At 55.0% G+C, this 25857-nt stretch carries 24 protein-coding genes and 2 pseudogenes; 17 read left to right on the forward strand and 9 right to left on the reverse strand.

The window, feature by feature from the left end; genetic code table 11:
- Nucleotides 1-147 carry a hypothetical protein gene (locus tag AB1E33_RS28185; protein WP_372580546.1) on the reverse strand — a complete coding sequence of 49 codons (147 nt, stop codon included), beginning with the start codon at nt 145-147 and terminating at the stop codon, nt 1-3.
- 597 nt (nt 148-744) lie between these two features.
- A complete protein-coding gene (locus AB1E33_RS28190) occupies nt 745-1668 on the reverse strand; it encodes a LysR family transcriptional regulator (protein ID WP_372580547.1) in 924 nt (307 codons plus the stop codon).
- A gap of 100 nt (nt 1669-1768) precedes the next feature.
- On the opposite strand from AB1E33_RS28190, the gene AB1E33_RS28195 reads away from it, so the two are divergent.
- The 6 genes and pseudogenes from AB1E33_RS28195 to AB1E33_RS28220 all read left to right on the forward strand — a co-directional run.
- Nucleotides 1769-2959: a CaiB/BaiF CoA transferase family protein gene (locus AB1E33_RS28195; RefSeq protein WP_372580548.1), complete on the forward strand. Its 1191-nt coding sequence runs from the start codon at nt 1769-1771 to the stop codon at nt 2957-2959.
- Nucleotides 2956-3912 (forward strand): hydroxymethylglutaryl-CoA lyase, encoded by a 957-nt coding sequence (locus AB1E33_RS28200; RefSeq protein ID WP_372580549.1) that lies wholly within the window; start codon nt 2956-2958, stop codon nt 3910-3912. The genes AB1E33_RS28195 and AB1E33_RS28200 overlap by 4 nt, the downstream gene beginning before the upstream one ends.
- Nucleotides 3833-4927 carry a TRAP transporter substrate-binding protein DctP gene (dctP, locus tag AB1E33_RS28205; protein ID WP_372580550.1) on the forward strand — a complete coding sequence of 365 codons (1095 nt, stop codon included), beginning with the start codon at nt 3833-3835 and terminating at the stop codon, nt 4925-4927. The genes AB1E33_RS28200 and dctP overlap by 80 nt, the downstream gene beginning before the upstream one ends.
- A gap of 1 nt (nt 4928) precedes the next feature.
- The gene (locus AB1E33_RS28210; protein ID WP_372580551.1) at nt 4929-5459 is read left to right on the forward strand and encodes a TRAP transporter small permease subunit; all 531 of its coding nucleotides are present in this window, start codon (nt 4929-4931) and stop codon (nt 5457-5459) included.
- Nucleotides 5456-6742 (forward strand): TRAP transporter large permease, encoded by a 1287-nt coding sequence (locus tag AB1E33_RS28215; protein WP_372580552.1) that lies wholly within the window; start codon nt 5456-5458, stop codon nt 6740-6742. The genes AB1E33_RS28210 and AB1E33_RS28215 overlap by 4 nt, the downstream gene beginning before the upstream one ends.
- 177 nt (nt 6743-6919) lie before the next feature.
- A pseudogene (locus AB1E33_RS28220) lies at nt 6920-7276 on the forward strand (integrase core domain-containing protein); the annotation flags it as partial.
- A 575-nt stretch (nt 7277-7851) separates the two neighbouring features.
- Here the strand turns inward: AB1E33_RS28220 and AB1E33_RS28225 are convergent.
- Nucleotides 7852-8493, reverse strand: a complete 642-nt coding sequence (locus AB1E33_RS28225; protein ID WP_372580553.1) for a TetR family transcriptional regulator C-terminal domain-containing protein — start codon at nt 8491-8493, stop codon at nt 7852-7854.
- A 190-nt stretch (nt 8494-8683) separates the two neighbouring features.
- On the opposite strand from AB1E33_RS28225, the gene AB1E33_RS28230 reads away from it, so the two are divergent.
- The 7 genes from AB1E33_RS28230 (at nt 8684) to AB1E33_RS28260 (ending at nt 17487) form a co-directional block, all read left to right on the forward strand.
- A complete protein-coding gene (locus AB1E33_RS28230) occupies nt 8684-9547 on the forward strand; it encodes an ABC transporter permease (RefSeq protein WP_372580554.1) in 864 nt (287 codons plus the stop codon).
- Nucleotides 9544-10338: an ABC transporter permease gene (locus tag AB1E33_RS28235; protein ID WP_372580555.1), complete on the forward strand. Its 795-nt coding sequence runs from the start codon at nt 9544-9546 to the stop codon at nt 10336-10338. Before AB1E33_RS28230 ends, AB1E33_RS28235 begins: the two co-directional genes overlap by 4 nt.
- A gap of 20 nt (nt 10339-10358) precedes the next feature.
- The gene (locus tag AB1E33_RS28240) at nt 10359-11468 is read left to right on the forward strand and encodes an ABC transporter ATP-binding protein (protein ID WP_372580556.1); all 1110 of its coding nucleotides are present in this window, start codon (nt 10359-10361) and stop codon (nt 11466-11468) included.
- Nucleotides 11469-11470: 2 nt separating this feature from the next.
- The gene (locus AB1E33_RS28245) at nt 11471-12526 is read left to right on the forward strand and encodes an ABC transporter substrate-binding protein (RefSeq protein ID WP_372580557.1); all 1056 of its coding nucleotides are present in this window, start codon (nt 11471-11473) and stop codon (nt 12524-12526) included.
- A 92-nt stretch (nt 12527-12618) separates the two neighbouring features.
- The gene (locus tag AB1E33_RS28250; RefSeq protein WP_372580558.1) at nt 12619-14685 is read left to right on the forward strand and encodes an oxidoreductase; all 2067 of its coding nucleotides are present in this window, start codon (nt 12619-12621) and stop codon (nt 14683-14685) included.
- Nucleotides 14686-14693: 8 nt separating this feature from the next.
- Nucleotides 14694-15893 carry an aromatic ring-hydroxylating oxygenase subunit alpha gene (locus AB1E33_RS28255; RefSeq protein ID WP_372580559.1) on the forward strand — a complete coding sequence of 400 codons (1200 nt, stop codon included), beginning with the start codon at nt 14694-14696 and terminating at the stop codon, nt 15891-15893.
- A 25-nt stretch (nt 15894-15918) separates the two neighbouring features.
- Complete coding sequence (locus AB1E33_RS28260; protein ID WP_372580560.1) at nt 15919-17487, forward strand: trimethylamine methyltransferase family protein; 1569 nt, start codon at nt 15919-15921, stop codon at nt 17485-17487.
- A gap of 63 nt (nt 17488-17550) precedes the next feature.
- Here AB1E33_RS28260 and AB1E33_RS28265 read toward each other — a convergent pair whose 3' ends face one another.
- Entirely contained in the window at nt 17551-18945 is a 1395-nt protein-coding gene (locus AB1E33_RS28265) for an aminotransferase (RefSeq protein WP_372580561.1), read from the reverse strand.
- Between the two features lie 172 nt (nt 18946-19117).
- Between AB1E33_RS28265 and AB1E33_RS28270 the strand changes: the two genes are divergently transcribed.
- From AB1E33_RS28270 to AB1E33_RS28280, 3 genes are all read left to right on the forward strand, one after another.
- Complete coding sequence (locus AB1E33_RS28270) at nt 19118-19720, forward strand: TetR/AcrR family transcriptional regulator (RefSeq protein ID WP_372580562.1); 603 nt, start codon at nt 19118-19120, stop codon at nt 19718-19720.
- Between the two features lie 143 nt (nt 19721-19863).
- Entirely contained in the window at nt 19864-20190 is a 327-nt protein-coding gene (locus AB1E33_RS28275; protein ID WP_372580563.1) for a 2,4'-dihydroxyacetophenone dioxygenase family protein, read from the forward strand.
- Nucleotides 20171-20584 (forward strand): methylglyoxal synthase, encoded by a 414-nt coding sequence (locus AB1E33_RS28280; protein ID WP_372580564.1) that lies wholly within the window; start codon nt 20171-20173, stop codon nt 20582-20584. Before AB1E33_RS28275 ends, AB1E33_RS28280 begins: the two co-directional genes overlap by 20 nt.
- Before the next feature lie 24 nt (nt 20585-20608).
- Here AB1E33_RS28280 and AB1E33_RS28285 read toward each other — a convergent pair whose 3' ends face one another.
- The 4 genes from AB1E33_RS28285 to AB1E33_RS28300 form a co-directional block, all read right to left on the reverse strand.
- Complete coding sequence (locus AB1E33_RS28285) at nt 20609-21754, reverse strand: alpha-hydroxy acid oxidase (RefSeq protein WP_372580565.1); 1146 nt, start codon at nt 21752-21754, stop codon at nt 20609-20611.
- Between the two features lie 47 nt (nt 21755-21801).
- Nucleotides 21802-23085: a TRAP transporter large permease gene (locus tag AB1E33_RS28290; protein WP_372580566.1), complete on the reverse strand. Its 1284-nt coding sequence runs from the start codon at nt 23083-23085 to the stop codon at nt 21802-21804.
- A gap of 10 nt (nt 23086-23095) precedes the next feature.
- Nucleotides 23096-23581 carry a TRAP transporter small permease gene (locus AB1E33_RS28295; protein ID WP_372580567.1) on the reverse strand — a complete coding sequence of 162 codons (486 nt, stop codon included), beginning with the start codon at nt 23579-23581 and terminating at the stop codon, nt 23096-23098.
- Between the two features lie 78 nt (nt 23582-23659).
- A complete protein-coding gene (locus AB1E33_RS28300; RefSeq protein ID WP_372580568.1) occupies nt 23660-24658 on the reverse strand; it encodes a TRAP transporter substrate-binding protein in 999 nt (332 codons plus the stop codon).
- Between the two features lie 121 nt (nt 24659-24779).
- Here AB1E33_RS28300 and AB1E33_RS28305 point away from each other — a divergent pair, with 121 nt between their 5' ends.
- Nucleotides 24780-25451: a GntR family transcriptional regulator gene (locus AB1E33_RS28305; RefSeq protein WP_372580569.1), complete on the forward strand. Its 672-nt coding sequence runs from the start codon at nt 24780-24782 to the stop codon at nt 25449-25451.
- A gap of 99 nt (nt 25452-25550) precedes the next feature.
- On the opposite strand, the pseudogene AB1E33_RS28310 reads toward AB1E33_RS28305, so the two are convergent.
- Nucleotides 25551-25857: pseudogene (locus tag AB1E33_RS28310) on the reverse strand (IS5/IS1182 family transposase); the annotation flags it as partial.

Consider the following 25857-nt stretch of genomic DNA (forward strand, 5'->3'; position numbering starts at 1 on the left):
TCAACCTTTGACTGCGCCAAGGGTCAGGCCTTTGACGATATGTTTCTGTGCGACGATAGCGAAGACCAGAATGGGAATGATCGCGATGATTGACGCGGCGTTCATGGCGCCCCAATCGAGCGCGGCGTAACCGCGAAAACTGGTCACACCCAAAGTCACGGTTTGCGCTTTCGAGAACGTAAGGCCCAGAGCGATCGCAAGTTCATTCCAGTTCCAGGAACCTTATTAGAAAAACCCAAATCAGTGGCCCGGAATAAAGGCGCTAGACAAGTGATGGGCTTTCGTTCATGGCGCATCAATTTTTTGCGAATCCGTCTAAACTGGTCGTTGAAGCAGACGCAGCAAAAGCTCACTTTGTTGCGCATTGCTCCTGTTCACCGCCAAGTTGGGCAAGGTCTGCATTCAGACTTAAGCTGCCGAATGCTGACGCAGTAACCCAGTAGCTCAGCAACGGCAGGTAAGAGCCCTTAGTCTCATTCTGAGTATGTCGCAGAAAACGTTAGCCTCGAGCCCAAACTTCCAGATCCGCGTAGAGAACCAATGCCCGTAGCGTGCCTCAAAGCAATAGTTCGGGTCTCTCTTTCGCAACCGTCTGTAGTTGGCGGTAGAGATTTGCATTTCGTCTTGGTGGATTCCTGCGGCCTCCATGCGGCACATGTTCATGATATCAATCACGGCCGCGGTATCGTCAAACAGGACGCGAGTGAGGAGCGGTTTATAGACGCCCTTTCACGATTTTCCCGGTCAATCTGTCAGCGTCGCCCTCCATCGTTTCGATTCCACCGCTTCAAACGTCAGCTCAATACAAAGCTGGCGTACAGCCTCAAAGGCAAAGGTCGCAGGGCGATCGCTCAACTCTCCGATATAGAGCGTCCGGTTGAGCTTGGGCTTCACAATAGGACGGGTCACCAATCTGCCGGCGTCGATGTGGTCTTTAAGGATGAACTCGGTTCCAACAAGACAGCCGATGCCCGACAAGAGAGAGTCACCAATTGCGACGATTGAGTTTATCTGGAACTGCGCGTGTTCTTCCAGCCGTCTGAGCAGGGACGGGTCGTCCATCACGGCGCGGGTGTTCAGGCCCTGTCGTAGGATGATCAGCGGCAGGTCGAGCAGCGCGTCAAAGCTGATTGGGCCACGTCCGCCCACAACATCCGGCCGACCCACCAAAACCAGCTCCTCTTCCAGAATCGGCTGGAACCTGAAACGCGGATCAGGAAGCTGGTTGTAGGTCAGGGTCAGATCCACTTCGGACGACGCAAGCTGAAGGGTGGTCGAACCCGAAAAAACCTCGGAGAGATGCAAGCGGAGTTTCGGATAGGATTGTAAGACACGCTGCATCAAGGGCACGCCGATCGCCTTGACGGCCGAATGGGAAAATCCGACCGAAATCTCACCTGCGACTTCTTTTTTTGTATCACTGATATCAGCACTGGCGGCCTGCATGGATCGCAAGATCGTGCGCGTGTGCTCGTACAATCGCGCGCCGGACGCCGTCGGGCGGACACCCCTTGGCAGACGTTTGAACAAGGGCGTGTCGAGTTCGGCCTCGAGATTAGCGAGATGCCTGCTCAACGCAGAAACTGCGACCCTTTCCCGAACTGCGGCGCGAGCAAGGGCACCCTCTTCGAAGATTGCGGCGAAGTAGCGAAGCTGTCTGCTGTCCATGCTTTCTCAATATCAGAAAGGTAGTGTATTAACATTATAATTTTAGGAGCACTTCTTTTGGACTACTGAGGTATCCAGACTGTGTGCAGGGGGACGCTAGGTGCCAGATGAGTTCGAGCCATTGAAGGGCATTCGGGTCGTTGAAATGACTCATATGATCATGGGGCCAAGCTGTGGTCAGATCCTTGCCTATTTGGGCGCAGAGGTCATCAAGGTCGAACCCCCAGCCGGCGATAAGACCCGTCACCTGACCGGTATGGGACGCGGCTTTTTCCCCAGCTTCAACCGTGGCAAACGCTCTATCACTCTGGACCTGAAATCCCCTGCGGGGACGTCCGCACTGGAAAAGCTGTTGCAGACCGCAGACGTCTTCATTGAGAATTTTCGCGACCAATCGCTCGCCAAGATGGGCTTCGCGCCTGAGGCATTGCGTCAGAAACTCCCCAAGCTGATTGTCGCCTCTTGCAAGGGGTTTTTGCATGGGCCTTATCAAGACCGCACGGCGATGGATGAGGTCGTGCAGATGATGACCGGAATCGCTTATATGACCGGCCCAAAAGGTCGACCGCTGCGTATTGGTTCTTCGGCAAATGACATTATGGGGGGGCTCTTTGGGGCGCTCGCGGTGCTCGGTGCGCTGATGGAGCGGCGGGAAACCGGTACCGGGCGCGCTTTGAGGATCGGTCTTTTTGAGAACTGCCTGATGCTGGTCATGCAGCATATGGTGCAGTTCGATCTGGATGGACACGAGCCGTCCCCGATGCCCGAGCGGGAGTTTTCCTGGCCAGTCTATGACATCTTCGGCACGCGCGATCAAAGGCAGATATTTGTCGGCGCTGTGACCGAAGGACATTGGATTATTCTGTGCAAATCAATTGGGTTGGAGCATTTGCTGGAAGATGCTCGTCTACAGACAAAGATGGACCAGATCGAAGCCCGGGACTGGACGCTTCCGGTTTTCGCCGAAGCGATCCAGAAACACAACTTTGACAAGTTGGTCGAGATGTTCGAGGCCTCTGGTATTCCCTTTTCGCCAATCAATCGCCCGGCCGACATGTATCGGGACCCCCATGTTATGCGGCCCGGTGGTTTGAATCTCTCGCATCTGCCCGACGGTCACACGTTTCGGGCACCGGGCCTGCCGATTGAGGTGGACGGCAATATGCCAAGCCCGGCCTCGCTCGATGTTGCGGACGTCGGTGACGACACGGACAGCATTCTCGCGGAGATTGGATTGTCAGCTGCCGAGATCCATGCCGCAAGCGGTAAGTCGCAAGGGAAATCTACATGAGCCGCCTGTCTGAAACATACCCGCCCGACAGGGTCGTATTGCGTGAAGTCGGATTGCGCGACGGGCTTCAAATGGTCAATCGCTACCCAACCACAGCGGCCAAGGCCGAATGGTTGCGCCGGGAAAGTGCCGCGGGCGTTCGGCACTTTGAGGTCGGTTCATTCCTTCCGGCCAAGTCTATGCCGCAATTCGCAGATGTTCGGTTGGTCATCGACGCTTGCAAAGACCTCAATGTACACTCCGCAGCACTTGCCCTGAACAACCGCGGAGCGGAGGACGCGGTTCAAACCCCGGTTGGTGAAATCGTGACGGTTGTTTCGGCAACCGAAGAACACAGCCAGGCAAATGCGCGCCGTTCTCGGAAGGAGGCGATTGCTCTTGTCGGCAGAACCGTAGACTTGGCGCGGAACGCTGAAACCGTGCCTTTGGTACAGGTCGGCATTGCGATGGCGTTTGGATGCTCGATTGCTGGCGAGGTCGACCCTGACGAGGTGGTGCGGATCGCAGCAGCCTGTGCCGAAGCCGGTGCAAACGTGATAGGCCTTGCAGATACCGTTGGATTTGCGGGCCCCGATCAAGTGCATGACGTCGTCCGGCGCGTGCAACAAGAACTGGGCGATGTCACGCTGAGCATTCACCTGCACGATACGCGCGGCATGGGGATCGTCAATGCCTCGGCCGCCCTGGACGCCGGCATCCGGGTGATCGACGGCTCACTGGCAGGTCTCGGAGGTTGTCCATTTGCCCCCGGCGCAACGGGAAACGTGGTCTTTGAAGACCTTATATATCTTTGTGAGCGAAAGGGCTTTGAGACCGGTATTGATCTCGAAAAACTGATCTCCGTCCGAGAGATCGCTGCGTCCGAGATGCCGGATGAACAACTTTACGGTGCGTTGCCACGTGCCGGAGCACCGCGACAGATCAACTGGCACGCCCAACAACAAACTGAATGACAAAGTGGAGGAAAACATGAACATCCTGAAAACAGTAGCGGCTTCGCTATTGGCCGCATCAAGCTTAAGCAGCGCAGTGTACGCCGAAGCGACCGAAATGCGCTGCAGCCACCAACTGCCACCATCGCACCATATTGCGAAAGTGATTGACCAGTGGGCCGCGGAAATCGAGACCCTGTCGAGCGGCGAGATCGACGTACAGATATTTGGTGCCAACAGCCTTGTCGGCGCGCGTGAGAACATCGCGTCGGTGGCAAAAGGCAACATCGAATGTGCGTTTTCGATCAATCCGCAATGGGGCAAAACCCTGCCAGTCATGAACGTGACGCTGAAACCCTATGCTGTCACCGATCTGGAAACGCTTGCCGCCTGGCCAGGCAGCGAAGCGGCCGCATTCCTCGAAGAGAAGCTACTTGAAAAGGGGGTGCAAAACGCCGTTTGGCTCTTCACCACTCGGATGACCGCGATGACGTCAAATGGGGCACCGCTGATCAATCCTGCCGACTTTGAAGGCGTGAAGATCAGGGGCCTGAACCCGGTGGCTGACGCCGGGCTGGTTGCGATGGGAGCAGCACCCTCAGCGATGTCTGGCTCCAAGGTATATGAAGCGCTCTCGACGGGTGTGATCGATGCTGGCATGACCGACATCGCCGCTGCGTATTCGCGCAAGTACTTCGAAGTCCAGGATCACGTTACCGTTGTGCCGCTCTTTAGCGTGTTCTTCCACGGCTACCTGAACCCTGCCTGGTACAACGGGCTTACAGACGCCCAAAAGTCAGTCATCGCTGAAGCCGGAGCAAAAGCCGCAGTTTGGGCAGTAGAAGCATCGGAAGAGGCCTCATCCGCCGCGCCATCGCAGCTGGAGGAGAAAGGCATGAAAGTCCATTTCCAAACGGCTGAAGAAGAAGCCGCCTGGACAGAGTTGATGGTACCTGCGTTTGACGCATCCTTTGGTGGCGCAACAGGCGAGGACGGCGTTAAGCTTCTCGACCTGGTCAACCAGATCTCAAACTGACGTGAAGTTCGATCATGAAACCACTGCTCCTGAGACCCTCCGGGTCTCAGGGGTAGAACGGGCAGTACGCCTTGTCACGCTGTCCGGTGCCGGCGTGGCTGCACTCTTGGTGCTCATCGTCTTCGGGGTGGTCGCTTATAGCGTATTCATGCGCTATTTGCTCGGAACACCAGTCACGTTTTCGGATGAGCTCAATGGCTTCATCGTCGTGGCGATGGTGGCCCTCGGCGCAGGCGAAGTACTCTTGCGTGGCGAGCACTTCGGGGTTGATTTGCTCACCGAACGCGCCGGGCCGCGCACGCAGTGGCTGGTTGATCTATGGGGGATGATCGGGGTGATCCTTGTGGCGTCCGCCGTTCTCTACAGCGCTGTGCTCATGGTGCATTTTTCCTACGATTTCGGCGTCTACTCAGACGGATATCTGGGTGTTCAAATGTGGATCCCGCAAGGTTTTCTGCTGATTGGCATGGTTATCCTTATCCTGGCTGCAATGGCCCGCATCTTCACTCTTTTGACGGTGCGCCGGCCATGATGACTTTTCTGATTCTGACCGGTTTGATCGTTCTTCTTTTGACGGGCATGCCGATCTTTGCAGGTCTCGGTCTGACCTCACTGATCATCATGCTGCTGACCGAAGGCAACGTGAACAGCGCCGCCGACACGGTTTTTGCCAAGCTGAACAACGGCCTGCTGACCGCCATCCCGATGTTTGCCTTCATGGCACATGTGATGATCCGCGCTGGCGTCGTAAAAGACCTCTATGATGCGGCCAACGCGATGGTCGGCCATTTGCGGGGGGGGCTTGGGGTCGCCACGATCCTCTCCTGTACCATCTTCGCGGCCATCTCCGGTTCTTCCGTTGCAACCGCGCTTACCATCGGCTCGACGGCCATCCCGCAGATGAAGCGCTTCAACTACCGGCCTAGCTATTCCTACGGCGTGATTGCCGCTGGCGGCACGCTTGGCATTCTGATCCCGCCTTCCGGGCCGCTGATCCTTTACGCTATCGTGACCGAGGCTTCGATCGGTGCGCTATTTCTGGCTGGGCTGATCCCGGGCATCATGATGGCAATGATCTTTGCGGCCTGGGCGATGATCAGCGCCGGCTTCGGAGGCTCTGTCGTCGCTCAGCCCTTTGCAGGCATGGGCGTCATCTGGGCACGTATGAAGCTGTCGATCTGGGCCCTGTTGATGCCACCCGTTGTGTTGGGCGGAATATATTTGGGCATCTTTACCGCGACCGAAGCGGCGGCCATCGGATGCCTCTATGCGCTGATCATCAGCGTCGTGATTTACCGTAACTTCGGGCTGCATGATCTTTGGGTCACCGCGTTCGAGACGGTGCGCACAACCGCCATGCTATTCATGATCCTGGCAGCAGCGGCACTGTTTGGTCACGCCGTGACCATCATCCGTCTCCCCATCGAAATTGTGGAACAGGTCACGGCCATCGGCCTCAGCCCGGCGATGTTTGTTGTCGCGGTGATGTGTTTGATCCTGGTGCTCGGCATGTTCCTCGAAACAATCTCGATCATCCTGATCACGACCCCGATTGTCTTTCCGGTCATGGTGGCGCTTGGCATCGATCCGATCTGGTACGGTATACTGTTGATGATCAACCTTGAACTGGCGCTGATCACACCGCCTGTGGGCATGAACCTTTTTGTCATCAAGGGCATCGCCAAGGCCCCGTTATCGGACGTCATTCGGGGCTCCTTGCCCTATGCCGCGCTGATGTTCCTGGGGCTGATAATCGTCTTTGCACTCCCAGCCTTGTCCACGTGGCTTCCCAAAGCCGCAGGGTTCGGAGGATGAGCGGCGGAGTCGCAAGATCCGCTGCGCGGGCGGGTTGAAATCTCTAGATTTGCACTTTGTCTTGGCTTTGTTGCACAAATCGTTTGGGGGATTCATCTCCTGAATCCAGCATGATAGCTGGGAGGCATGAGCAATTGGTCCCCTACGAGCTACAAGACCACAAACTGGTCGTGTTGCAATGACGGCTCGTCTTACATCTCCGTTGACCTGGCGGATTTGCTTGAAGGTCAGGGCATGGATCACGTCCGCGGTGCGCCAAACTATCCTCAGACCCAGGGCAAGATCGAACGTTGGCACCAGACGCTCAAGAACCGCATCCTGCTCGAAAATTACTACCTGCCAGGGGCGCTCGAGCAGGCTATCGGCGAATTCGTAACCCACGACAACAATCATCGCTACCATGAGAGCCTGGGAAACCTGACGCCCGCCGATGTCTACTTCGGTCGCAGCGACGACATTCTGAAAGAAAGGAAACACACCACGGAAAGAACCCTGAAACAGCGACGCTTGCTCAATCTTGGGTCCGCTGCTTAAGATCCCAACCGATGAGCCAGACTAACCTGAATGCTGTCAGCACAATCGGACCAATTAATTTGATGACGGACAAGGGCGCGTATTGTCCTGCAATCATCAAAGAGGCTGTCTGGCCGCGTTGGTCCCACATTTGGTTATAGGCTTTGATATGCTTGATTAGCGGATCACCGTGGGTCTCGTACCAGGCAGGGATGTTTTTGAAGCCTTTGATTGTGGCCTGCTGTCCTCAATCGCCACCACCGGCCAGTCACCAACCAGTGCGTTGTTGATGCCGAACAACTCGGTGCCCCACCATTCAGCATCGCCGAAGGCGTGTTGCCGGTGCCACCATCCTTCATCGCAGCAGCCACGGCATCCGGGTCGGCAGAGCCGGCTTTTTCGGCCGCAGCCTTCCACAAATCCTTAGTTGAGGCATATTCCCAGCTTACGGCGCCACACTGATCAGGGTGACGCTAGTTAAACTCGGCTTAGAAGCCTTTTGGGTTGTCGAAGTTGATGTTATCGTCATTCAACGCCGGATCGCCGAAATCCGGGAACTGGAATGAAGCATTCAGATACAAACTCGGTCGAAATTGTCACTCAGATGATAGGGCGCCGCTAAGGCCAAAGTGTTTGGGGAACATTGCACCTAAAAATCGAAAAACAATTCTAATTGCCTCGTTGCGATCAAACGAATCCGGGTGGAGTAGGTAATCGGTCCACATACCTTCCAACATCGCGAGTGTGCCGTGAGTAGCGTCGCGCGCAACCTGATTGGGGTGTTCGATTTCAGCTTCTTTCGCAATCCGAGCGAACGCGTTGAAGACCAGGTTCCGAAGCTTTGCGTCGCGTGTATCTGAAAAGGCCGCGATTGCCGCTCTGTTTCTGGCTTCACCGCGAAATGCGTACCAAACTGAAACATTCTTCTTGTTAAGGATGGCTTCACTCAAATCACCCCGAACAATCATCTCGATGTGTTCTTGACCAGTTTGCCCAGTTGTTTCCAGCAGGGCGTAGATGCCTCTGTAGTATTGCTCTGACGAGTAGCGGGCGGCTTCGTCCACTAGGTTATCCTTGCCGCCAAAATGAAGGTGAATCATGCCGCGGGATAAGTCGGCGCGCTGAATGATCTCGCTAACCGACGTCTCAGAGATTCCCTTCTCTGCAACCGAGTCGAGTACCGCCTCGATCAGAGACAGGCGGTTTCGTTCTCGTATCTGTTGGCGCTTTCCAGTCATTTGATCAGGCGGTTCTGTTTGTTTTCAGTCTCTTGCGGCGTCTTCTGGCGGCTCTTGTGAAATTGGCCAGTCCCGGTTGTGAAAATATCAGTTGACACAGCTTGCCCAAAAATTCCAGATTTAAATGGACGATTGTCCATTTTGTGATTGATATTGTCGCGCCACCGAAAGCAAAGTTCAGCAGGGAAGCATGACCGGAGTCATACGAAGTGAAACGGGCAAGGGCCTGGCACTGAGCGCACCTGCGACGCTCTATGTTGGCTTGCTTGTCGCGGTGCCTCTTTGCATTCTTGTCGCCTACAGCTTCTGGACCCAGACATATGTCGAGATTGACCGCACGCTGACCTGGGCGAACTATAAGGAGGCGTTTACCGACCCGCTGGTTCGTCACTTGATGATCCGTTCGGTTGCAATTGCAGGGGCCGTGACGTTGGCAACTGTCTGCCTCGCATATCCGATCGCCTACTTCATCGCATTTCGGACGCAAAAAAAGACTCTCTGGCTTTTGCTGATCACCATTCCCTTTTGGAGCAGCTACCTGCTGCGGGTGTTCAGCTGGAAGCTGATCCTTGGCTTCAATGGGGTGATGAACTCGGCTTTGATCTCGCTGGGGCTAATTCAGGAACCGCTGACATTCCTGCTCTACAACGAATTTGCCGTTGTTCTCACGCTTGCTCATGCGTGGGCGCCATTTGCAATCCTGCCGATCTATGTGTCGCTGCAAAAGATCGACCGCAGCCTGTTGGAGGCCGCAACCGACCTTGGCTGCAGCAAACTTGAAAGGTTCGTCCGCGTTACTTTGCCCCTGACAGTGCCGGGGATCATTGCAGCGTGCCTGATCATTTTCATTCCTACGGTGGGCGACTATGTCACTCCGGCGCTGGTTGGTGGATCGCAAGGTAAAATGGTTGCCAATTTGATCCAGGTACAGTTTGGCGCCGCCAATAACTGGCCGTTGGGTGCAACCTTATCTCTGCTTGCCATGCTTTCGGTCGGCTGTGTCGCAATCCTGTTCGTTATGGTTGTCACCGCACTAGGGCGGAGGATCAGATGACCAAGGCCATTCAGATCCCATGGTTGCTCGTATACGCAGTCGCTTATCTGGTGTTTCTCTACCTGCCGGTTTTGCTTTTGCCGTTGTTCTCGTTCAATGACGGAACCATCGTGGCCTTCCCGCTTAAGGGGTTCACGTTGAAGTGGTACGCGCAACTGGGGCAGCAAGATACATTGCTGAAGGCGATGGTTAACTCTCTGATCGTCGGCAGCTTAACCGCCTTGATGGCAACATCTCTGGGCCTGTTCGCCGCTCGCGCCTATGTCCGGTACCGGTTCAAAGGGCGGGAATTGTCCGAAGGTCTAGTCATGCTCCCGCTGGTCATCCCCGGCATTATCGTTGCCAGTTCGATGCTGGTTCTTTTCATCAGCATCGGGCTAAAACCGTCGCTGACAACCGTGATTCTTGGCCATGTCTTCGTGGCGTTGCCTTTCGCTGTATCGATCATGAAATCCGCGTTTGACGATTTCGACCAGTCTTTGGAAGAAGCGGCCTTTGATCTGGGCGAAAGCGTTGTGGGAACCTTTCGGCGCGTCACTCTGCCAATTGTCGCGCCGGGCATCGTCGCCAGCCTTTTGGTCACGTTCACCGTTTCCTTTGACGAGTTCGTATTGGCCTTCTTCCTGTCTGGAAACAGCCCGACGCTGCCAGTCTACATCTGGAGCCAGATCCGTTTCCCAGCAAAGCTGCCCAATACATTGGCACTAGGCTCGTTGCTTTTGCTCTCCTCCGTCCTGCTGCTGCTTATTGCTGAATACTTCCGCCGCCGTTCCACCCAATCTTCGGATTGAAGCCAAGGGAAACAAACAAGATGAGCGAACAGAACATCATCGAAATTCAGGGCGTCGAAAAACGCTTTGGTTCCTTTGTGGCTGTGTCCGATCTGAACCTTTCATTGAAAGAGGGTGAGTTCTTTTCGCTGCTTGGTCCTTCGGGCTGCGGGAAGACAACGGCACTACGCATCATCGCGGGATTTCAGGATCACGAAGAGGGTGAGGTTCGGATTGATGGACGTAAGATGGGTGAGGTGCCGGCAAACAAACGCCCCACCAACATGGTGTTCCAAAGCTACGCGATCTTTCCGCACCTGAATGTGGGTGACAATGTCGCCTTCGGCTTGCGCAAGACAAAGCTCTCGCGGAAAGAAATAAAGGAACGTGTTGCGGAAGCCCTCGAGATGGTTGAGCTCGGTGGCTTGCAGGACCGCAAGGCCAATGAGTTGTCGGGGGGCCAGCGCCAGCGCGTCGCGCTGGCCCGCGCGCTGGTCATGCGGCCGAAGGTGTTGTTGCTGGATGAACCATTGTCCGCGCTGGACAAAAACCTACGCGAGGCGATGCAGCTGGAAATGCGCCGTCTGCAGCAAAAGCTTGGAATTACCTTCGTCATGGTTACGCATGACCAGTACGAGGCGATGACCATGTCCGACCGGATCGGTGTAATGTTCGCGGGGCAGCTCAAGCAGGTTGATAAACCGGAGGTTCTATATTCCCAACCCTGCAACCGAGAAGTGGCCTCTTTTATCGGCGGAATGAATTTTCTGGATGCCGTCGTAACGGCGGAGAAATCTGAGTTGCTGGAGGTAATTGTTCAAGGGTTTGGGAAGATGACAATCGGGGTGAACCCAAATGTTCAATTGCATGACAAGGAGCTGCTGGTCGGCGTTCGCCCGGAGCAATTGGAAATTAGCGCAGAAAAACCGGATGGCTACGACGCTCTTGTTCAGGGCGAGGTATCGGACGTCGCCTTCTATGGTGAGAGCGTCCACTATTATGTCCGCATCGACGGGCTGGCCGAGAGCATTGCTGTCGCAGTACCAAACTACTTTCATACTGTCGATCATAGCCGCGGAGACACAGTTTGGCTTGGCGTTCAAAGCGCCTCGGTGATCGACTTGGGCAAACGGGAATCTTTGGGAGGATAAAAATGAATAAGACAGCATCACTTACGGCAGCGCTAGTTGCCACCTTCACAGCAAGCCAAGCGCTAGCCAATGCGGCTGATCTGACCGTTTTCGACTGGTCCGGTTACGAGGATCAGGGGTTTTATGGTGACTACGTTGAAAAATATGGTGGCGCGCCCAGCTACACCTACTTTGGCAGCGTAGAAGAGGCATTCACTAAGCTTCAGTCCGGGTTTGAGGCAGATTTGGCCCATCCCTGCACAGATGCCCTGAGGAAGTGGGTCGCGGCGGACATGATCAAGCCAATCGACACCAGCAAGTTGGAGAACTGGGACAAACTGATGCCCAAGATCAAAGAGGTCGATGGCATCACGATCGACGGTCAGACCTATATGGTGCCTTTCGAGTGGGGCAATACAGGTTTGATCTATCGTACAGATATGGTTTCGGCGGACGATGTTTCGCTGCAACTGCTGGTGGATCCCGCCTATCAGGGCAAAGTTGCAATTCCTGACGCTGCATCCAGCGCATTTGCGATGGCCGCTCTGGCAACCGGGGCCTCCAGCTATACCGATATGAGTGACGAGGAATTCCAGAAAGCAGCCGATTACCTGCGCGCGATTCATCCGAATGTACGTTTCTACTGGTCTGACGCGGGTCAACTGGACCAGGCAATTGCCAGCGGTGAAGTGACACTGGGTTGGGGCTGGAACCAATCGGAACTGAACCTGATCTGGAACGAGACCCCCGCGGTCATGATGCGGGATGTAGATAAAGGTATCGCTACCTGGGTCTGCGGTTATGTGCATCTGAAGTCTGCGAAACAGTCGGATGAGCAGGTCTATGACATGCTCAACGCGCTCAGCTCTGCGGCGAGCGGTAAGTACATCATCGAAAGCTGGGGTTATGCCCATGCCAACGAAGACGCATTCGCGCAAGCAGATCCGGAATTGATTGAAACCTATGGATTCTCGGATGTGGACAGCTTCTTTGAGGCCAGCCTTTTCTTCGATGCGGTCAACCCTGAGCTTGAAGCGAAGATGTTGAAAGAGTTCGAGCGCATCAAAGCGGGCTTCTAAGAACACCCAATGTCTCAGCCGGGAGTGGTAGGAAGCTAGAATCCTGCCACTCCCACAGAACTATTTCCAAATTTTCTGGAGGAAGCGCGGCAATGTCTGGCGCTGTAGGATACTCTGTTCTCTTCGAACCGGTTCAAATCGGGCCAGTGACGGCGCGCAATCGGTTCTATCAAGTGCCCCACTGCAACGGGCTGGGGCATTTACGCCCGCAGGCCGAGGCTGCGATGCGGGCAATGAAGGCCGAGGGCGGCTGGGCCGTGGTGTCCACCCAGGAGGCCGAGATTCATCCAACTTCGGATCTGTCTCCTTATTCTGAGAACCGGATCTGGGACGATCGGGACATTCCTGCGCTGCGTCTGATAACCAACGCAGTTCAAGAGAAGGGATCGCTTGCGGCAATCCAGCTGGCTCATAACGGTCATCATGCACAAAACCACCTTAGCCGGGCACCGCTGCTGGCCCCATCTGAACTCGCACTCCAGACGCCATACCCGAAACAGGCCAGGGCTATGGACAAGGCGGACATTCGTGAGTTTCGAAAATGGCATCGCGCAGCAGCACGGCGCTCGCGTGAGGCAGGCTTTGACATCGTGTATGTCTATGCCGGTCATCACATGACCCTGCCGCACCATTTTCTGCTACCGCAGTTCAATGACCGGACTGACGAATACGGTGGTTCGTTGGAGAACCGGGTGCGCCTGACCCGAGAGCTTCTGGAAGAAACCAGAGAAGAAGTCGGGGACGATTGCGCCATTGCTCTGCGGTTTGCAGTTGACGAAATGCTCGGGGCCGACGGGATGCAGGCGCAGGAAGAAGGGCGTGCCGTTGTCGAGTTGCTGGCGGAGTTGCCAGATCTCTGGGACGTAAACGTTGCGGATTGGAGCAACGACTCTGCAACGACCCGATTTGAGCCCCGCGACGGCTTTCAAGCTTCGTATGTCGAGTTCGTTAAACAGGTCACCACCAAGCCCGTTGTAGGCGTCGGGCGCCTTACCTCGCCTGACTTGATGGTGTCACTAGTCAAGAAGGGCATCCTTGACTTTATCGGCGCGGCACGACCGTCCATTGCCGATCCATTCCTACCCAATAAAATCAAGGACGGGCGCATCGAAGAAATCCGAGAATGTATCGGCTGCAATATCTGTGTTTCATCCGATTCACTGGGCGTCCCAATCCGGTGTACGCAAAACCCGACGATGGGCGAAGAGTGGCGCCGGGGGTGGCATCCTGAAATCATCGAAGACAGAGGAAAAGAGGAAGCCGCGCTTGTTGTTGGCAGCGGGCCAGCCGGACTTGAGTGCGCCATGCAACTGGCGCGTCGGGGCTACGAGGTAACTCTGGCCGAAGCAAAGCAAGAGCTTGGCGGTCGTGTGTTGCAGGAATCCAGCCTGACCGGGCTATCCGCCTGGAAGCGCGTGACAGATCATAGGATCTACGACCTGCAACAACGCGGGAATGTTCAGCTGTTCACCGACAGCCGCTTGTCAGCAAGTGAGGTTGTCGAGCTGGGTATTCCGAACGTCTTTGTGGCGACTGGCGCATCATGGCGGCGAGATGGTCGCGGGAAATCTGCGTTTCACGGCGTATCAATAGATTCTGGCACCCAGTTTTTCACTCCGGATGACATCATGTCAGGGGTAGTGCCGGGGGACGGTCCGGTTTTGGTCTACGATGATGATCAGGCCTATCTTGGCGGAGTGCTGGCGGATCATTTGGCTCAGGCCGGGCGAGAGATTGTTTTTGTAACTCCGGCCTCGATTGTTTCGCCTTTCACCGAATTGACATTGGAACAGACCAAAGTGCAACGCAGTCTACTGGAAAAGGGCGTTCGGCTGGTCCTGTCCCATACTTTGGAAAGTGTGGCGCCCGGTCAGGCGAATGTGCAATGCACCTACACGGCGCGAGAACAGATCATTGAATGTGGCTCTGTCGTGTTGGTGACGCAGCGAGCGCGTGAGACCACCCTGTACGACACGCTTCGTGGCTTGGCTGACAGTCCGCTGACAAAGCTGGAATTGATCGGTGATGCTGCAAACCCCGGCTTGATAGCTGACGCCGTATATTCTGGTCACATGGCTGCCCGGAATTTTGAACGCGATACGGGCGAAATCGACCGTGAATTGTTCCGTCGGGAAATCGTTTCCCTTGAATCTGTATGAGGTGCGCCATGCCAATAGACGACTTGCAAGTAATGCGCGACTTGATGGAAGCGCAGCGGGAAGGGTTCGCCTTGCCGCGTCATTTCTATACGTCTCAGGCAGTATACGAAAATGATATTAGCACGTTCTGGAACCAAAACTGGATCTGGGTCGGTCACGTCAGCCAAGTCGCTGAACCCGGTGACTACTTCCTATTCGATTACGGCCCCGAGTCCGTGATTATCGTACGGGACCGCGAGAGCGAGGTACGCGCGCATCTGAATGTTTGTCGCCACCGAGGCTCGCGTGTTTGCATTGAACAAAAAGGCAAGGCGCGCAATTTCATCTGCCCCTATCACGCGTGGACCTTTGACCTGAACGGCAATCTGAGAAACGGACGGTCAATGGGAGCGGATTTTGATCCAAGCCAGTACGGGCTATTCCCAGCCCAGGTGAAGATCTTTCAGGGTCTTATTTTTGTCTGCGTGGCTGAAAACGCGCCGCCGCTGGACTCCGCGCTGGAAAGGCTGGCTCCCCTGTCAAAGCCGTTCGACCTTGAAAATTTAAAGGTTGCCCATGAGGCCTCATACCCGGTTCCGTCAAACTGGAAACTGGCCTTGGAGAATTATCTCGAATGCTATCACTGCGCGCCGTCCCATCAGGATTATTCTCGCAGTCATTCTCTGAAAGACCCTGCTCAAGTCCTGGAGTTCAGCGGGGCACTTCATGTGCGGATGGAAGAAGCCGGAGTTCCCACTGAGGAGCTTGACCTGACCGGAGAAAATGCGGTCGCGCCGGGTGCGGATGTCTATTGGCGACGCTACCCGCTGTTCCCCGGCTACATGACCGGCAGTAAGGATGGCGCACCTTTGGCACCGCCGCTAGGTGAACTGAAAGGCCACGATGGCGGCGCCACAGATCTGGGGATCGGGACACTAAACTACTTCCTCGTCTACGCGGATCACGTGGTCGGGTATCGGTTCGTCCCACGAGCCCTGCAAGAAACGGATATTCAGATCGTCTGGTATGTGCACGGCGACGCCGCAGAGGGTTGCGACTATGACAAGGATGCGCTGACGTGGCTCTGGCATGTCACGTCGCTCGATGACGAACGGATCATCCGACACAATCAGGAAGGCGTGAATTCGCATCATTTCGTCCCGGGGCCGTTGTCCGAGATGGAATGGAGTATTCCTGGCTTCTATCGCAATTACTTCAGCATGATCTGACACGCTCAGATTTCGGAGAAGAATAATGACAGAAGTAACGCAGCGCAGATCAAGACGGCGCGGGGGCGGACGTGAAGCGCGAGCGGCCGTGCGAAACAGCAACGCCGCTTCGCAGGCAATCTGGCCGGGCATACCGGGTGGGCGATACAAACCCCTGTCAGACACAGACATGGCGCGCATTCATGAGGCAGCCCTTGGCATTCTGGAACGTACAGGGGTCGGGGATCCCACGCAGGAAGTTCTTGATCTCGTACTGCCTAAGGGGGCGTCAGTGAATGAGCATGGCAGGTTGTGTTTTCCGCGCGCGCTAATGGAAGATATTATAGACAAAGCGACCAGCGAATTCTATGTACACGCGCGCGGATCGCGGGCCGGTAAGGACGACATGCATTGCACCAAGGACAAGGTGTATTACGCAAACTCCGGCACGGCGGTGACCACCTTTGATGCGGGAACGCGCAGTTACCGGCCATCAACGCTCAAGGATATCTACGACTTTACACGTCTGGTTGACCGGCTCGACAATATTCACATGACCGGCGATACTGTTCTGGCGACTGATGTCCCGCAGGATTACGAGCATGACATGAGCATGCTCTACGCAATTCTGGCAGGTAGCGAGAAACCATCCTGCCTGACATTTCGCACTCGAGAACATATCCAGGACGCGATCCACCTATTCGATCTGGCATCGGGCGGGGAGGGCAAGTTCCTTGAAAAACCCTCGGTCATCTTTGGCGGCTGTCCCATCGTTTCACCACTCCGGTTCGGTCGGGAGAATCTGGAAATCCTGATCGATACGGCGAAAATGGGGCTGGTCTGCGACCTTGCCGTTCCCCCACAGGCCGGGGCGACATCACCCGCGCCTTTGGCCGGTACATTAGCGCAAGCCGTGGCCGAGACACTGTCATGCGTCGCCATCGCCAACATGATCAACCCGGGTACTCCGGTCGTCTTCGCGGCTTGGCCTTTTATCACCGACCTTCGTACCGGATCGTTTACCGGCGGCAGTGGTGAGCAGGCGCTGATTTCGGCCGCAGCGATCCAGATGGGCAATTTCTACAACCTGCCGACCAGCGTCGGATGTGGCATGACGGATTCCAAAATCCCCGATGCGCAATATGGTCTGGAAAAAGCGCTGACCTTCGCCTTGGCAGCACATGCCGGCGCCAACAGGCTCTGCGAATTCGGCGGGATGGTGGGCAGCCTGATGGGGTGCAGCTTTGAATCGATGGTTATCGACAACGAGGCGGCGGGCATGATCTCTCGAACGCTTCGCGGAATCGAGGTGAGCGACGATACGCTTTCGATCGACGTCATCCATGAGTGCGCAATTGATCCGGGTCATTTCCTCGGTAACGCGCAGACCTTGCAATACATGGAGACCGAATATGTTTACCCGAACCTGATGGACCGGGAGTTGACAGATACCTGGGAAAAAGCCGGTCGCCAGGACATGTTTGAACGGAGCCGGTCGGTTGTAGACGATATACTGTCCAATCACTACCCGAACTACTTTGGTAGTAAGGTCGATGAAGAGGTTCGGTCCAAGTTCCCGATAAAATTGCCGCCTGAGGCGATGCGGGCTGGGTGAACGCCTTTAGGCATTAAGAAGGCATCACAACACGCCTGTTGTGATGCCGCGACAAGGCGGAGCCTAACATCTAAACGCGTCTTGACGTGTCAGGTCTTCAGTCGCCAAACGGATACCCTTCTCGAGGATGTCGAACATCTGATTCAACTCGCCTTCCCTGATGATCAGCGGCGGAGAAAATACGCACATGTTGATGATCGGTCGCAGGATCAGGCCATTCTCCTGGCAATGCCGATCAATCAATGCACCTACTGACTTATCAAGGTCCAACAGATTGTCAGCTTTTGCGTCGGCAACACATTCTACGCATCCAACCAGCCCCATTCCGCGCGCATCACCGACTAGTGGTAACTTTGCCAGAGCCTGAAGACGCTCTTCGAAGATTGGAGTAATTGCTCGTACGTGTTCCAACACGCCGTCACGCTCCATGATTTCGATTGTCTTCAAACCTGCTGCAGCGCTCACTGGATGACCTGAATAGGTGAAACCATTTGAGAAGGTTGCGCCCTGCGCGTTTTCTCCGCTCACATCTTCAATAAGCCGATCAGAGATGATACAGGCCCCCATTGGTACATACCCGGAAGTCATTCCTTTGGCACAAGTGATGATATCGGGTTGAATTCCAAAGACATCTTCGGACGCAAACCAATGTCCAAGCCGTCCGAACCCGGTCACGACCTCGTCTGAAATATACAAGACATCGTATTTCCGGCATATTTCCAGACAGCGTTGGTGATACCCTTGTGGAGGCACGATAACTCCACCGGAGCACAGGATCGGTTCGGCGATGAAAGCAGCGACTTTGTCAGCTCCGGTCTGGAGGATCATGTTCTCCAGATCAGAAATTTTTTCGTTAAGAAAGTCATCGATAGTCTGACCCGGTCGACGCGTATACGGGTTCACGTTAGGCAGGAAGCGCGTCAGGTGAGAGGCCTGGTCCAACCACCCTTTGTCGCGCTCTTTTCCGGATACCGAGGCCGCCAAGTAAGTCGATCCGTGATAGGCCTTCTGTCGCGATATCACGATCTTCTTTTCGGATTTGCCCAGCAGGTTGTTGCGGAATTGTATAAACCGCAGAGCGCTATCTACGGCCGTTGAGCCACCGGTTGTAAAAAACACATGGTTTAGGTCTCCGGGCGTTCTCTTGGCGATCTCATGTGCCAAACGGGCCGGAACTGAGTTTGCATTGTTGAAGGGCGAAAAGTACGCCATCTCCTTCGCCTGCTGGGCCATGGCGTCGGCAATTTCAGCGTTTCCATAGCCCAATTGCACGCACCACATGCCAGCAGGCCCGTCTATCAGGCGCTTTCCGTCCTCTGTCACGACGTGAACGCTAAGACCGGTCTCCGTAAATGTTCGTTCATTTTGGCCCAGATACGACATTCCCTCCCACGGGTGCAGGAAGTGTTCGTTGTCCCAATCACGTATGGACTGAAAGCTTGAGTTTAAAAGGGTCATGTGGCACCTTTGTGTAACATTTATCACAAAATGAATAAACATTCATTTAATGTCAATCCTTGAACTTCGTTTCCGCTAGATGCGAGAAGGCAAGGGGCGAGAACCTCAGCGAAGGATCAAAAAGATTACTGCCGAGTCGAATACCCCAACCAATGCCCGAGACCTGAGTAAGTTGCAGAACCGAAAGCAGTTGATCCAAGCGGCTGCGGACGCCGTCCATAAATTCGGAATTCGCGGAACTACCTCGGCAAGAATCCAGGAATTGTCAGGATTGTCGCGGGGTATGGTGAACTTGCACTTCGGCTCCAAAGAGAAGCTGCTTCTCGCCGTGGCTGAGGAGTTGTCGGCGCGATATGCAGGGCAATGGAAGGCAATCGCGGACAATCCAGAATTAGACTCTGCTGAAAAGCTGATTGCTATCATAAAGGCGGATTTCGATCCTTTCGTCCTTAATGCGCGAGACGTTGCGATCTGGTTTTCGTTTCGGGCTGAAGCGCTTTCGAAGCCACACATATTTCCATTCATTGACTCACGAGACAAGGGTTTCAGAGCGGTGATCCTGGAACTATTGGAGCAAATAAAGAACGATGGTGAATACGAAGGCGTCAACGCCAAAATTGCAACAGATGCATTGATTGCATTGCTGGAAGGGCTCTGGACCGACTACCATTTGCACTCGGATATCTTCAAACCCGAGGAGGCTTTGAAGATCTGCCTGTTTGTACTGCAGTCAATGTTTCCAAAACACTTTAGCACTCAGTCGATCCACAGGTGAACGTGACTGAAAAGACTAGGAACTAACGAAACGCAATCACGAACTTGTAGGCGTGTCCGATTGGGCCTCATGGTTCAATCGGCGCAGGTTGTCTATCAATCCTTTGGCCAGAGATACGCACATGAGCAGCAACATGACGCTAAATGGTAGTACACCTGTCGCGCCACCGTCATCCGCAACCTGTCCACAGCTTCGTTCTCAAAGGGCGTTGGCATTATCTGGAACACGACTGGGTGGCTGAAGAAGGGTGCTATGTCTACGAACCGCCGGGCGAGAGCCATACGCTGGTCGCGCCAGAGGATGTCGAGGAGATGGTCACCTATTTCCAGGTCAACGGCGTGATGTGCTATGTTGATCCGTGGGGTGAAGTCACTGGCTACAAAGATGTCTTTACCAAGATTGATCTATGCCGCAAACACTTCTCGGAGGTCGGACTTGGAGTAGATTACGTTGACCAGTTCATCCGGTGAGGCGCCGCGTTTAGCACTTGCAGCCCATGACGCACGAAAAGGCGAAATCGTTGAATGGGTGGGCCTTCAAAAGACCCGCCTGTCCAGAGTGCGCGTCTTTTCGACGGGGACAACCAGTGGTCGGACCAAAGAGGCGTTTCCGGATCTGAATATTACATGTCTAAAAAGCGGCCCCCTCGGAGGCGATCAACAGATCGGTGCCATGATCTGTGAAGAGAAACTCGACGCGCTGATCTTCTTTGTCGATCCGCTGTCACCCATGCCGCATGATGTTGAAGTCAAGGCACTGACCCGTCTGGCGACGGTCTATAACCTGCCGACGGCTTGTTCGCGCTCTACCGCTCATCTGATCGTGAATGGACTGCTTGGCGAGGCTGCGAGCGCATGTGCGTGATACATAGCGCACCGGGAGGGCTGATCAGCCATTTCTGATAAGGTGTTCCGCCAGGTTGTCGAGATTTTCAGTGCCAAGCTGACTCAAGTTGGCCTCAATGTCGGCTTTCAGGATGTGCACGAGATGGTCGATCCCTCGTGCTCCGAACGCTGAGACGGCATATTGAAAGGCGCGCCCGACCATGACGAAATCCGCGCCCTTGGCCAAGGCACGCATTATGTCCAACCCCCAGGCGACGCCGGAGTCGTAGATCAGTGGCACATCTGTTCCGACCGCCTCGCGGATGTTCGGAAGTTGATCAATCACGGCGGGCCCGGCTTCAAATTGACGCCCGGAGTGGTTTGAGACCCAGATGCAATCCACGCCCTCGGTCACCATTTTTTGTGCATCTTCAGGCCGCAGGACACCCTTGACGATCAGGTGACCTTCCCATTCCTGCCGCAAATCGCGCAGGTAGTCCCAATCCGGAATCCCACGGATAAGGGCGCCCGCGTGGGTAAAGCTCTCGCGTCCGCGCGTGGGGACATAATCGTCAAAGAACCGCATTCGTGGCATGATTCCTTCGCGCAGATGCGCTAGGCACCACGCGGGCCGTGAAGCCATTTCGGCCAGCGTGCGCAAGTCAGCTTTTGGAGGCACGGTCAGATTTGCACGGCGTTGTCGTTCGCGCCGGCTCTCTTCTGGGACGTCCACCGTGATGATCAACGTATGAAATCCCGCTGCCTTGATCCTCGGCAGCATCGCACGGCGTAAGTCGCCGGAGTTCACCGGGTAATGCTGAAACCATCCGTTGTTGCCAATGTAGGGCGCCACATCTTCCGGCGATGCTACTGCCACGCTGGACAATGAAAACGGAATATTGTGTGCAACCGCTGCCTTTGCAAGCATCCGCTCTGCACCCGCCCACATCAGGCCGGACATGCCCACGGGTGCAACCCCGAAAGGCAGATCATATGTTTGACCCATCAGCGTGGTTTGCAGGTCGGATTTTGTTCGGCCGCATAGAACACGTGGCATGAACCCGATGGCATCAAGTGCGTCGCGATTTACTTTCAACCCCAGTTCCCGGCCGGTTGCGCTGTCGAGGTATTCGAAGGCAAACTTCGGAATTCGCTTTCGCGCGGTTTTCCGAAGGTCTTCTATCGACGGGTGAGATAGGTCCAGATCCATCCGAGTCCTCTGGTTTAGGTGTCTAGCTGTCGAATGTCTTCAGCCGGTCACCAAAGAGACGGCAAGGCCAAGGAAATTGCGGGCACATAGGTGATGAGCATCAATAGGATCAGCATGCCTGCAAAGAATGGCAGGATCGCCCGGCTGAGGCTTTCGATAGAGACCTTCGAAATACTGCTGGCCACGAACAGGTTTACACCCAATGGGGGGGTGCAGAACCCGATGGCCAGATTAACCGTCAGAATGACACCAAAGACGATAGGATCGACACCCAATGCGGTTGCAACTGGCAGCAGGATTGGCGTCATGATGATGATCGACGAAATCGTCTCCATGAACATGCCGATCACCAGCAAAAGCACATTGATCAACAGCAGGATGATGATCGGATTGTCGGACAGGCTGGTGATTGTTGTGGCGAGTTCTGTCGGGATCCGCGCAAGCGTAATCAGCCTGCCAAAGGCGGTCGCCATGATCACCAATATCAGAATGGTTCCGCTGGTCTTGGCGCTACCCGCCAAAACTTCTGGCAGATCTTTGATAGTGATATCGCCATAGACGAAAATACCGATAAAGGCGGCATAAACAACGGCGACGGCACCAGCTTCGGTAGGGGTGAAGATACCGCTGTAGATGCCGCCAAGAATGATCACGGGCACCAGAAGCGCCCAGATCGAAGACCGGAAACTCTGCCAGACGCCAGGGCCTGAAAACGTGGTTGTCGATTGCTGAACAACCTCATCCTTTCGCAACAGGATGCGGGCGACCAACATGAACATGAGGGCAAAGAGGATGCCAGGCACAACGCCTGCAAGGAATAGCTTGCCGATCGAAACCTCGGCAGTAACACCATAGATGATGAAGGGGATGCTGGGTGGGATCATCACGCCGATCATCCCCGAAGACGCCGTCAATGCGCCGCTGAATTTGCGCGTATAGCCGATCTTCTCCATTTCGGGGATCATGTTTGATCCGATGGCGGCTACGGTTGCGGGAGACGACCCGGATATGGCGGCAAAGAATACGCAGGCGAGCACGTTCACATAAGCCAGCCCACCCCGAATATGACCAATCAGTGCATTGGCGAAGCCAACCAATCGGCGGGACATTCCGCCGTGCTGCATCAGATCGCCTGCCAGAATGAACAGAGGAACGGCAATCAAGGGAAACGAGTCCGCACCTGTCACCACCGAGCGCGCCAGAAGCACCATCGGTGGCGTGCCATCCACAAAGACCATCACGATCATGGTCGCAAGACCCAGACAGATGCCAATTGGCACGCTGAAGAGCAAAAGCGCAAAGAGGGTCAGGAAAAGCGTAGTTGCAAGCATTCGGGGTTCCTCACGCTTTGGTTCTTGCGATGAGACGCAGGGTTCGGATCAAGTGTTGAACGACGCGGATCGCGGAAAGACCTGCGCCAACCGGCGCTGAGGCGTAAAGGATTGGGATCGGTAATCCCAGAACAACCGAGGTCTGGCTGGCCACAAAGGGCTGCAGGATCAACTTGACGCATTCAACTGTCAGAACGATCAGAAACCCAAGGACAAGAAGCGAGATCACAACATCCGCATAAAGCCTCGCACGCTCACTCAGGACATCACGCAGGACCGTGATGCGCACATGATCGCCTGTGTGGAACGCATAGCTGACGCCGAGCCAAACGAACCAGACAAACAACCAAAGCGTTAGCTCTTCGCCCCATGAAAGAGATGCATTCATGATGTAGCGCATGAACACATTGCCAAAGATCAAAAAGACAATCGCGGCCAGGAGCGCGCTGGCTAAGACCTTTTCGGCATTCATATCGATCCATTTGATAACCGACATCGTTTACCTCCCCTTGAACGAAAGGGGCACCCGAACTTTCATGGCGCGGGTGCCCGGATTGGCTGAGTATGCCGTGGGTCAGCTTCCGCTCGCTGAAGTTACCGCGGTCACCCAGGCGTCGTAAGCTTCAGCGCCAACCTCATCGCGATATTGCAGGCGAACGCTTTCGGTTTTGTCGGCAAAGGCCTGTCGCTGCTCTGCAGTCAGCTCCAGAACCTCAACACCGGCGGCGCGGATCTGTTCCAGCTGTTCGGCATCTTCGCTGGCGACCAGCTCAGCCTGATGATCACGTGCGGCGGCCATCGAGTCCCGAACCAGTTGCTGATGCTCCGCAGGCAGTGAGTCAAAGAACGTTTTGGAAATGACCGGCATGTATACAGCAAAGACATGGCCCGTGGTCGAAAGGTATTTCTGCACCTCGTAGAAACGCTGTGAGGTAATGATCGCCAGCGGGTTTTCCTGCCCGTCGATCACGCCTTGCTGTAGGGCGGAGTAGACCTCGCCAAAGTTCATCGGCGTCGGGTTGGCCCCGAGGGTTTCGAATGTTGCCACATGTGCCGGAACCTTCATAGTACGCAGCTTGACACCTTCGAGGTCTTCGGGTGTCGCGACCGGACGGACATTGTTGGTCACATTACGCACACCCAACTCAAGCCAGCCAAGACCGACCAGACCCTGGTTCTCAACCCGCCCGAGCATTCCATCACCGGCGTCACCATCAAGTACATCAAAGGCGATGTCTTTCGAGGCGTACATGTAGGGAAGCTCGATCACGGCAAAGGCCGGATCCCAGCCTGCGAAGAAAGAAGACGGGGGAATGGCCATTTCAAGAACGCCGGTTTGAACGCCCTCGATCATCTCACGATCGGGGCCCATCTGCGACGAAGGGAAGATCTGAACGTCGATCTCACCGTTCGAGCCGGCTTCGACCAGTTCTTCAAACTTAAGTAGCGCGCGATGCATGTGAAACGCTTCTGCGGCGCCATGACCGACCTTTATGACTGTTTCAGCAGATGCTGCAAAGGCAAGTCCGGCAGACATGACGACGCCTAGCGCGAGTGTTGATTTCTTGAACAAGGTATCCTCCCAAGGATTTGGTTAGCATTTTTCGATCTATCATCTGAGATATCAGATATAATATAGAAATCAAGCCTACATGTGCTATTGTGATAGAAAGGCGAAAAAGGACGAAGTGAACATGACCGAGATATTGCAGATCAAGCGACCGGATTCGTTGAGCAAAACTGCCGAAGATCATATCCGCAAGGGCATTATCAATGGCGCGTTTCGGCTGGGTGAAGCACTGCCGGAAGTGAAGCTGTCAAATGCCATGGGCATCAGCAAAACTCCGATTCGCGAGGCGCTAGCAGCTCTGAACCTGCAGGGTCTCGTTCAGATCTTTCCGCATCGAGGGGCTTTTGTTTTCTCCCTTGCTCAAGAGGACGTGGTGCAGCTTTGCCAGTATAGGCTCATTCTCGAATCTGCAGCTTTGGAGCAGGCGCTTGATAAGGCTTGCACCGTTCTGATTGATGAGCTTTCTGCAATTGTTTCGAAGATGTCTGAAGCGCGGGAGGCGGATGCATTCGAGCAGTACTTGGAACTTGACGCAGAGTTTCACGACGCCTTTTTCAGATACTGCGGCAACAGCTATCTGCAGGATGGTTATCAAAAAGTCAGCGATATCGTCCAAACTATGCGGACCCATTTGTCCAAGCGTTCCGATCGAACGACGAAGTCGTTTAAGGAACATCAAGCGATCACAGTGCTTCTAAGCGAGGGTAAGGTCAAAGCGGCAAAGAACACCCTCAAACGGCAAATCACTCGCGGTGAGCGTTCCTATTCCGATTTGGTTGGTGTCAATCAAGCATAGATGTCTTGGCTACAGAACCCTGTGTGCATTAAAGGCACATTGGACTGCATTCTTGCCCAAATGGGGTTTTGAGCATACAGGCCCTTTCCCCGGAGGGATTTATCCTACGGGTTCTGTGACAGGGATGCCAAGAGCGGTGTAGCGGTTGAGCACCGCGATCCGGACTTGGAGCTCAGCGACCTGCCGGTCGAAGTCTCGGGCCATAAGGCCCTGGCCAAGCAGTTTGACGCAGTTCATCTTCGTTTCGGCGCGGCTTCTGGGGTGGTATCCGGTCAGCCGCCGCCACAGTGCTCGACCCAGGCATTTGCAGGTCCTTGCTGCCTCGTTTCGGGCAATGGTGCCAGCAGTGTTTGGTTTCCACGGTTGGGCATTCTTGCGCGGTGGGATGATGGCATCGGCTCCACGA

This window comes from Ruegeria hyattellae (assembly GCF_041537925.1).
Lineage (GTDB): Bacteria > Pseudomonadota > Alphaproteobacteria > Rhodobacterales > Rhodobacteraceae > Ruegeria_C.

What these genes read in the sequence shown, in the direction of transcription:
- AB1E33_RS28260 (WP_372580560.1), top strand. Translation starts at nt 15,919, where the DNA reads ATGACAGAAGTAACGCAGCGCAGATCAAGACGGCGCGGGGGCGGACGT.
- AB1E33_RS28225 (WP_372580553.1), bottom strand. Translation starts at nt 8,493, where the DNA reads ATGACTGGAAAGCGCCAACAGATACGAGAACGAAACCGCCTGTCTCTG.
- AB1E33_RS28245 (WP_372580557.1), top strand. Translation starts at nt 11,471, where the DNA reads ATGAATAAGACAGCATCACTTACGGCAGCGCTAGTTGCCACCTTCACA.
- AB1E33_RS28285 (WP_372580565.1), bottom strand. Translation starts at nt 21,754, where the DNA reads ATGGATCTGGACCTATCTCACCCGTCGATAGAAGACCTTCGGAAAACC.
- AB1E33_RS28190 (WP_372580547.1), bottom strand. Translation starts at nt 1,668, where the DNA reads ATGGACAGCAGACAGCTTCGCTACTTCGCCGCAATCTTCGAAGAGGGT.
- AB1E33_RS28275 (WP_372580563.1), top strand. Translation starts at nt 19,864, where the DNA reads ATGGTAGTACACCTGTCGCGCCACCGTCATCCGCAACCTGTCCACAGC.
- AB1E33_RS28230 (WP_372580554.1), top strand. Translation starts at nt 8,684, where the DNA reads ATGACCGGAGTCATACGAAGTGAAACGGGCAAGGGCCTGGCACTGAGC.
- AB1E33_RS28235 (WP_372580555.1), top strand. Translation starts at nt 9,544, where the DNA reads ATGACCAAGGCCATTCAGATCCCATGGTTGCTCGTATACGCAGTCGCT.
- AB1E33_RS28265 (WP_372580561.1), bottom strand. Translation starts at nt 18,945, where the DNA reads ATGACCCTTTTAAACTCAAGCTTTCAGTCCATACGTGATTGGGACAAC.
- AB1E33_RS28290 (WP_372580566.1), bottom strand. Translation starts at nt 23,085, where the DNA reads ATGCTTGCAACTACGCTTTTCCTGACCCTCTTTGCGCTTTTGCTCTTC.
- AB1E33_RS28250 (WP_372580558.1), top strand. Translation starts at nt 12,619, where the DNA reads ATGTCTGGCGCTGTAGGATACTCTGTTCTCTTCGAACCGGTTCAAATC.
- AB1E33_RS28215 (WP_372580552.1), top strand. Translation starts at nt 5,456, where the DNA reads ATGATGACTTTTCTGATTCTGACCGGTTTGATCGTTCTTCTTTTGACG.
- AB1E33_RS28305 (WP_372580569.1), top strand. Translation starts at nt 24,780, where the DNA reads ATGACCGAGATATTGCAGATCAAGCGACCGGATTCGTTGAGCAAAACT.
- AB1E33_RS28255 (WP_372580559.1), top strand. Translation starts at nt 14,694, where the DNA reads ATGCCAATAGACGACTTGCAAGTAATGCGCGACTTGATGGAAGCGCAG.
- AB1E33_RS28240 (WP_372580556.1), top strand. Translation starts at nt 10,359, where the DNA reads ATGAGCGAACAGAACATCATCGAAATTCAGGGCGTCGAAAAACGCTTT.
- AB1E33_RS28295 (WP_372580567.1), bottom strand. Translation starts at nt 23,581, where the DNA reads ATGTCGGTTATCAAATGGATCGATATGAATGCCGAAAAGGTCTTAGCC.
- AB1E33_RS28200 (WP_372580549.1), top strand. Translation starts at nt 2,956, where the DNA reads ATGAGCCGCCTGTCTGAAACATACCCGCCCGACAGGGTCGTATTGCGT.
- dctP (WP_372580550.1), top strand. Translation starts at nt 3,833, where the DNA reads ATGAACAACTTTACGGTGCGTTGCCACGTGCCGGAGCACCGCGACAGA.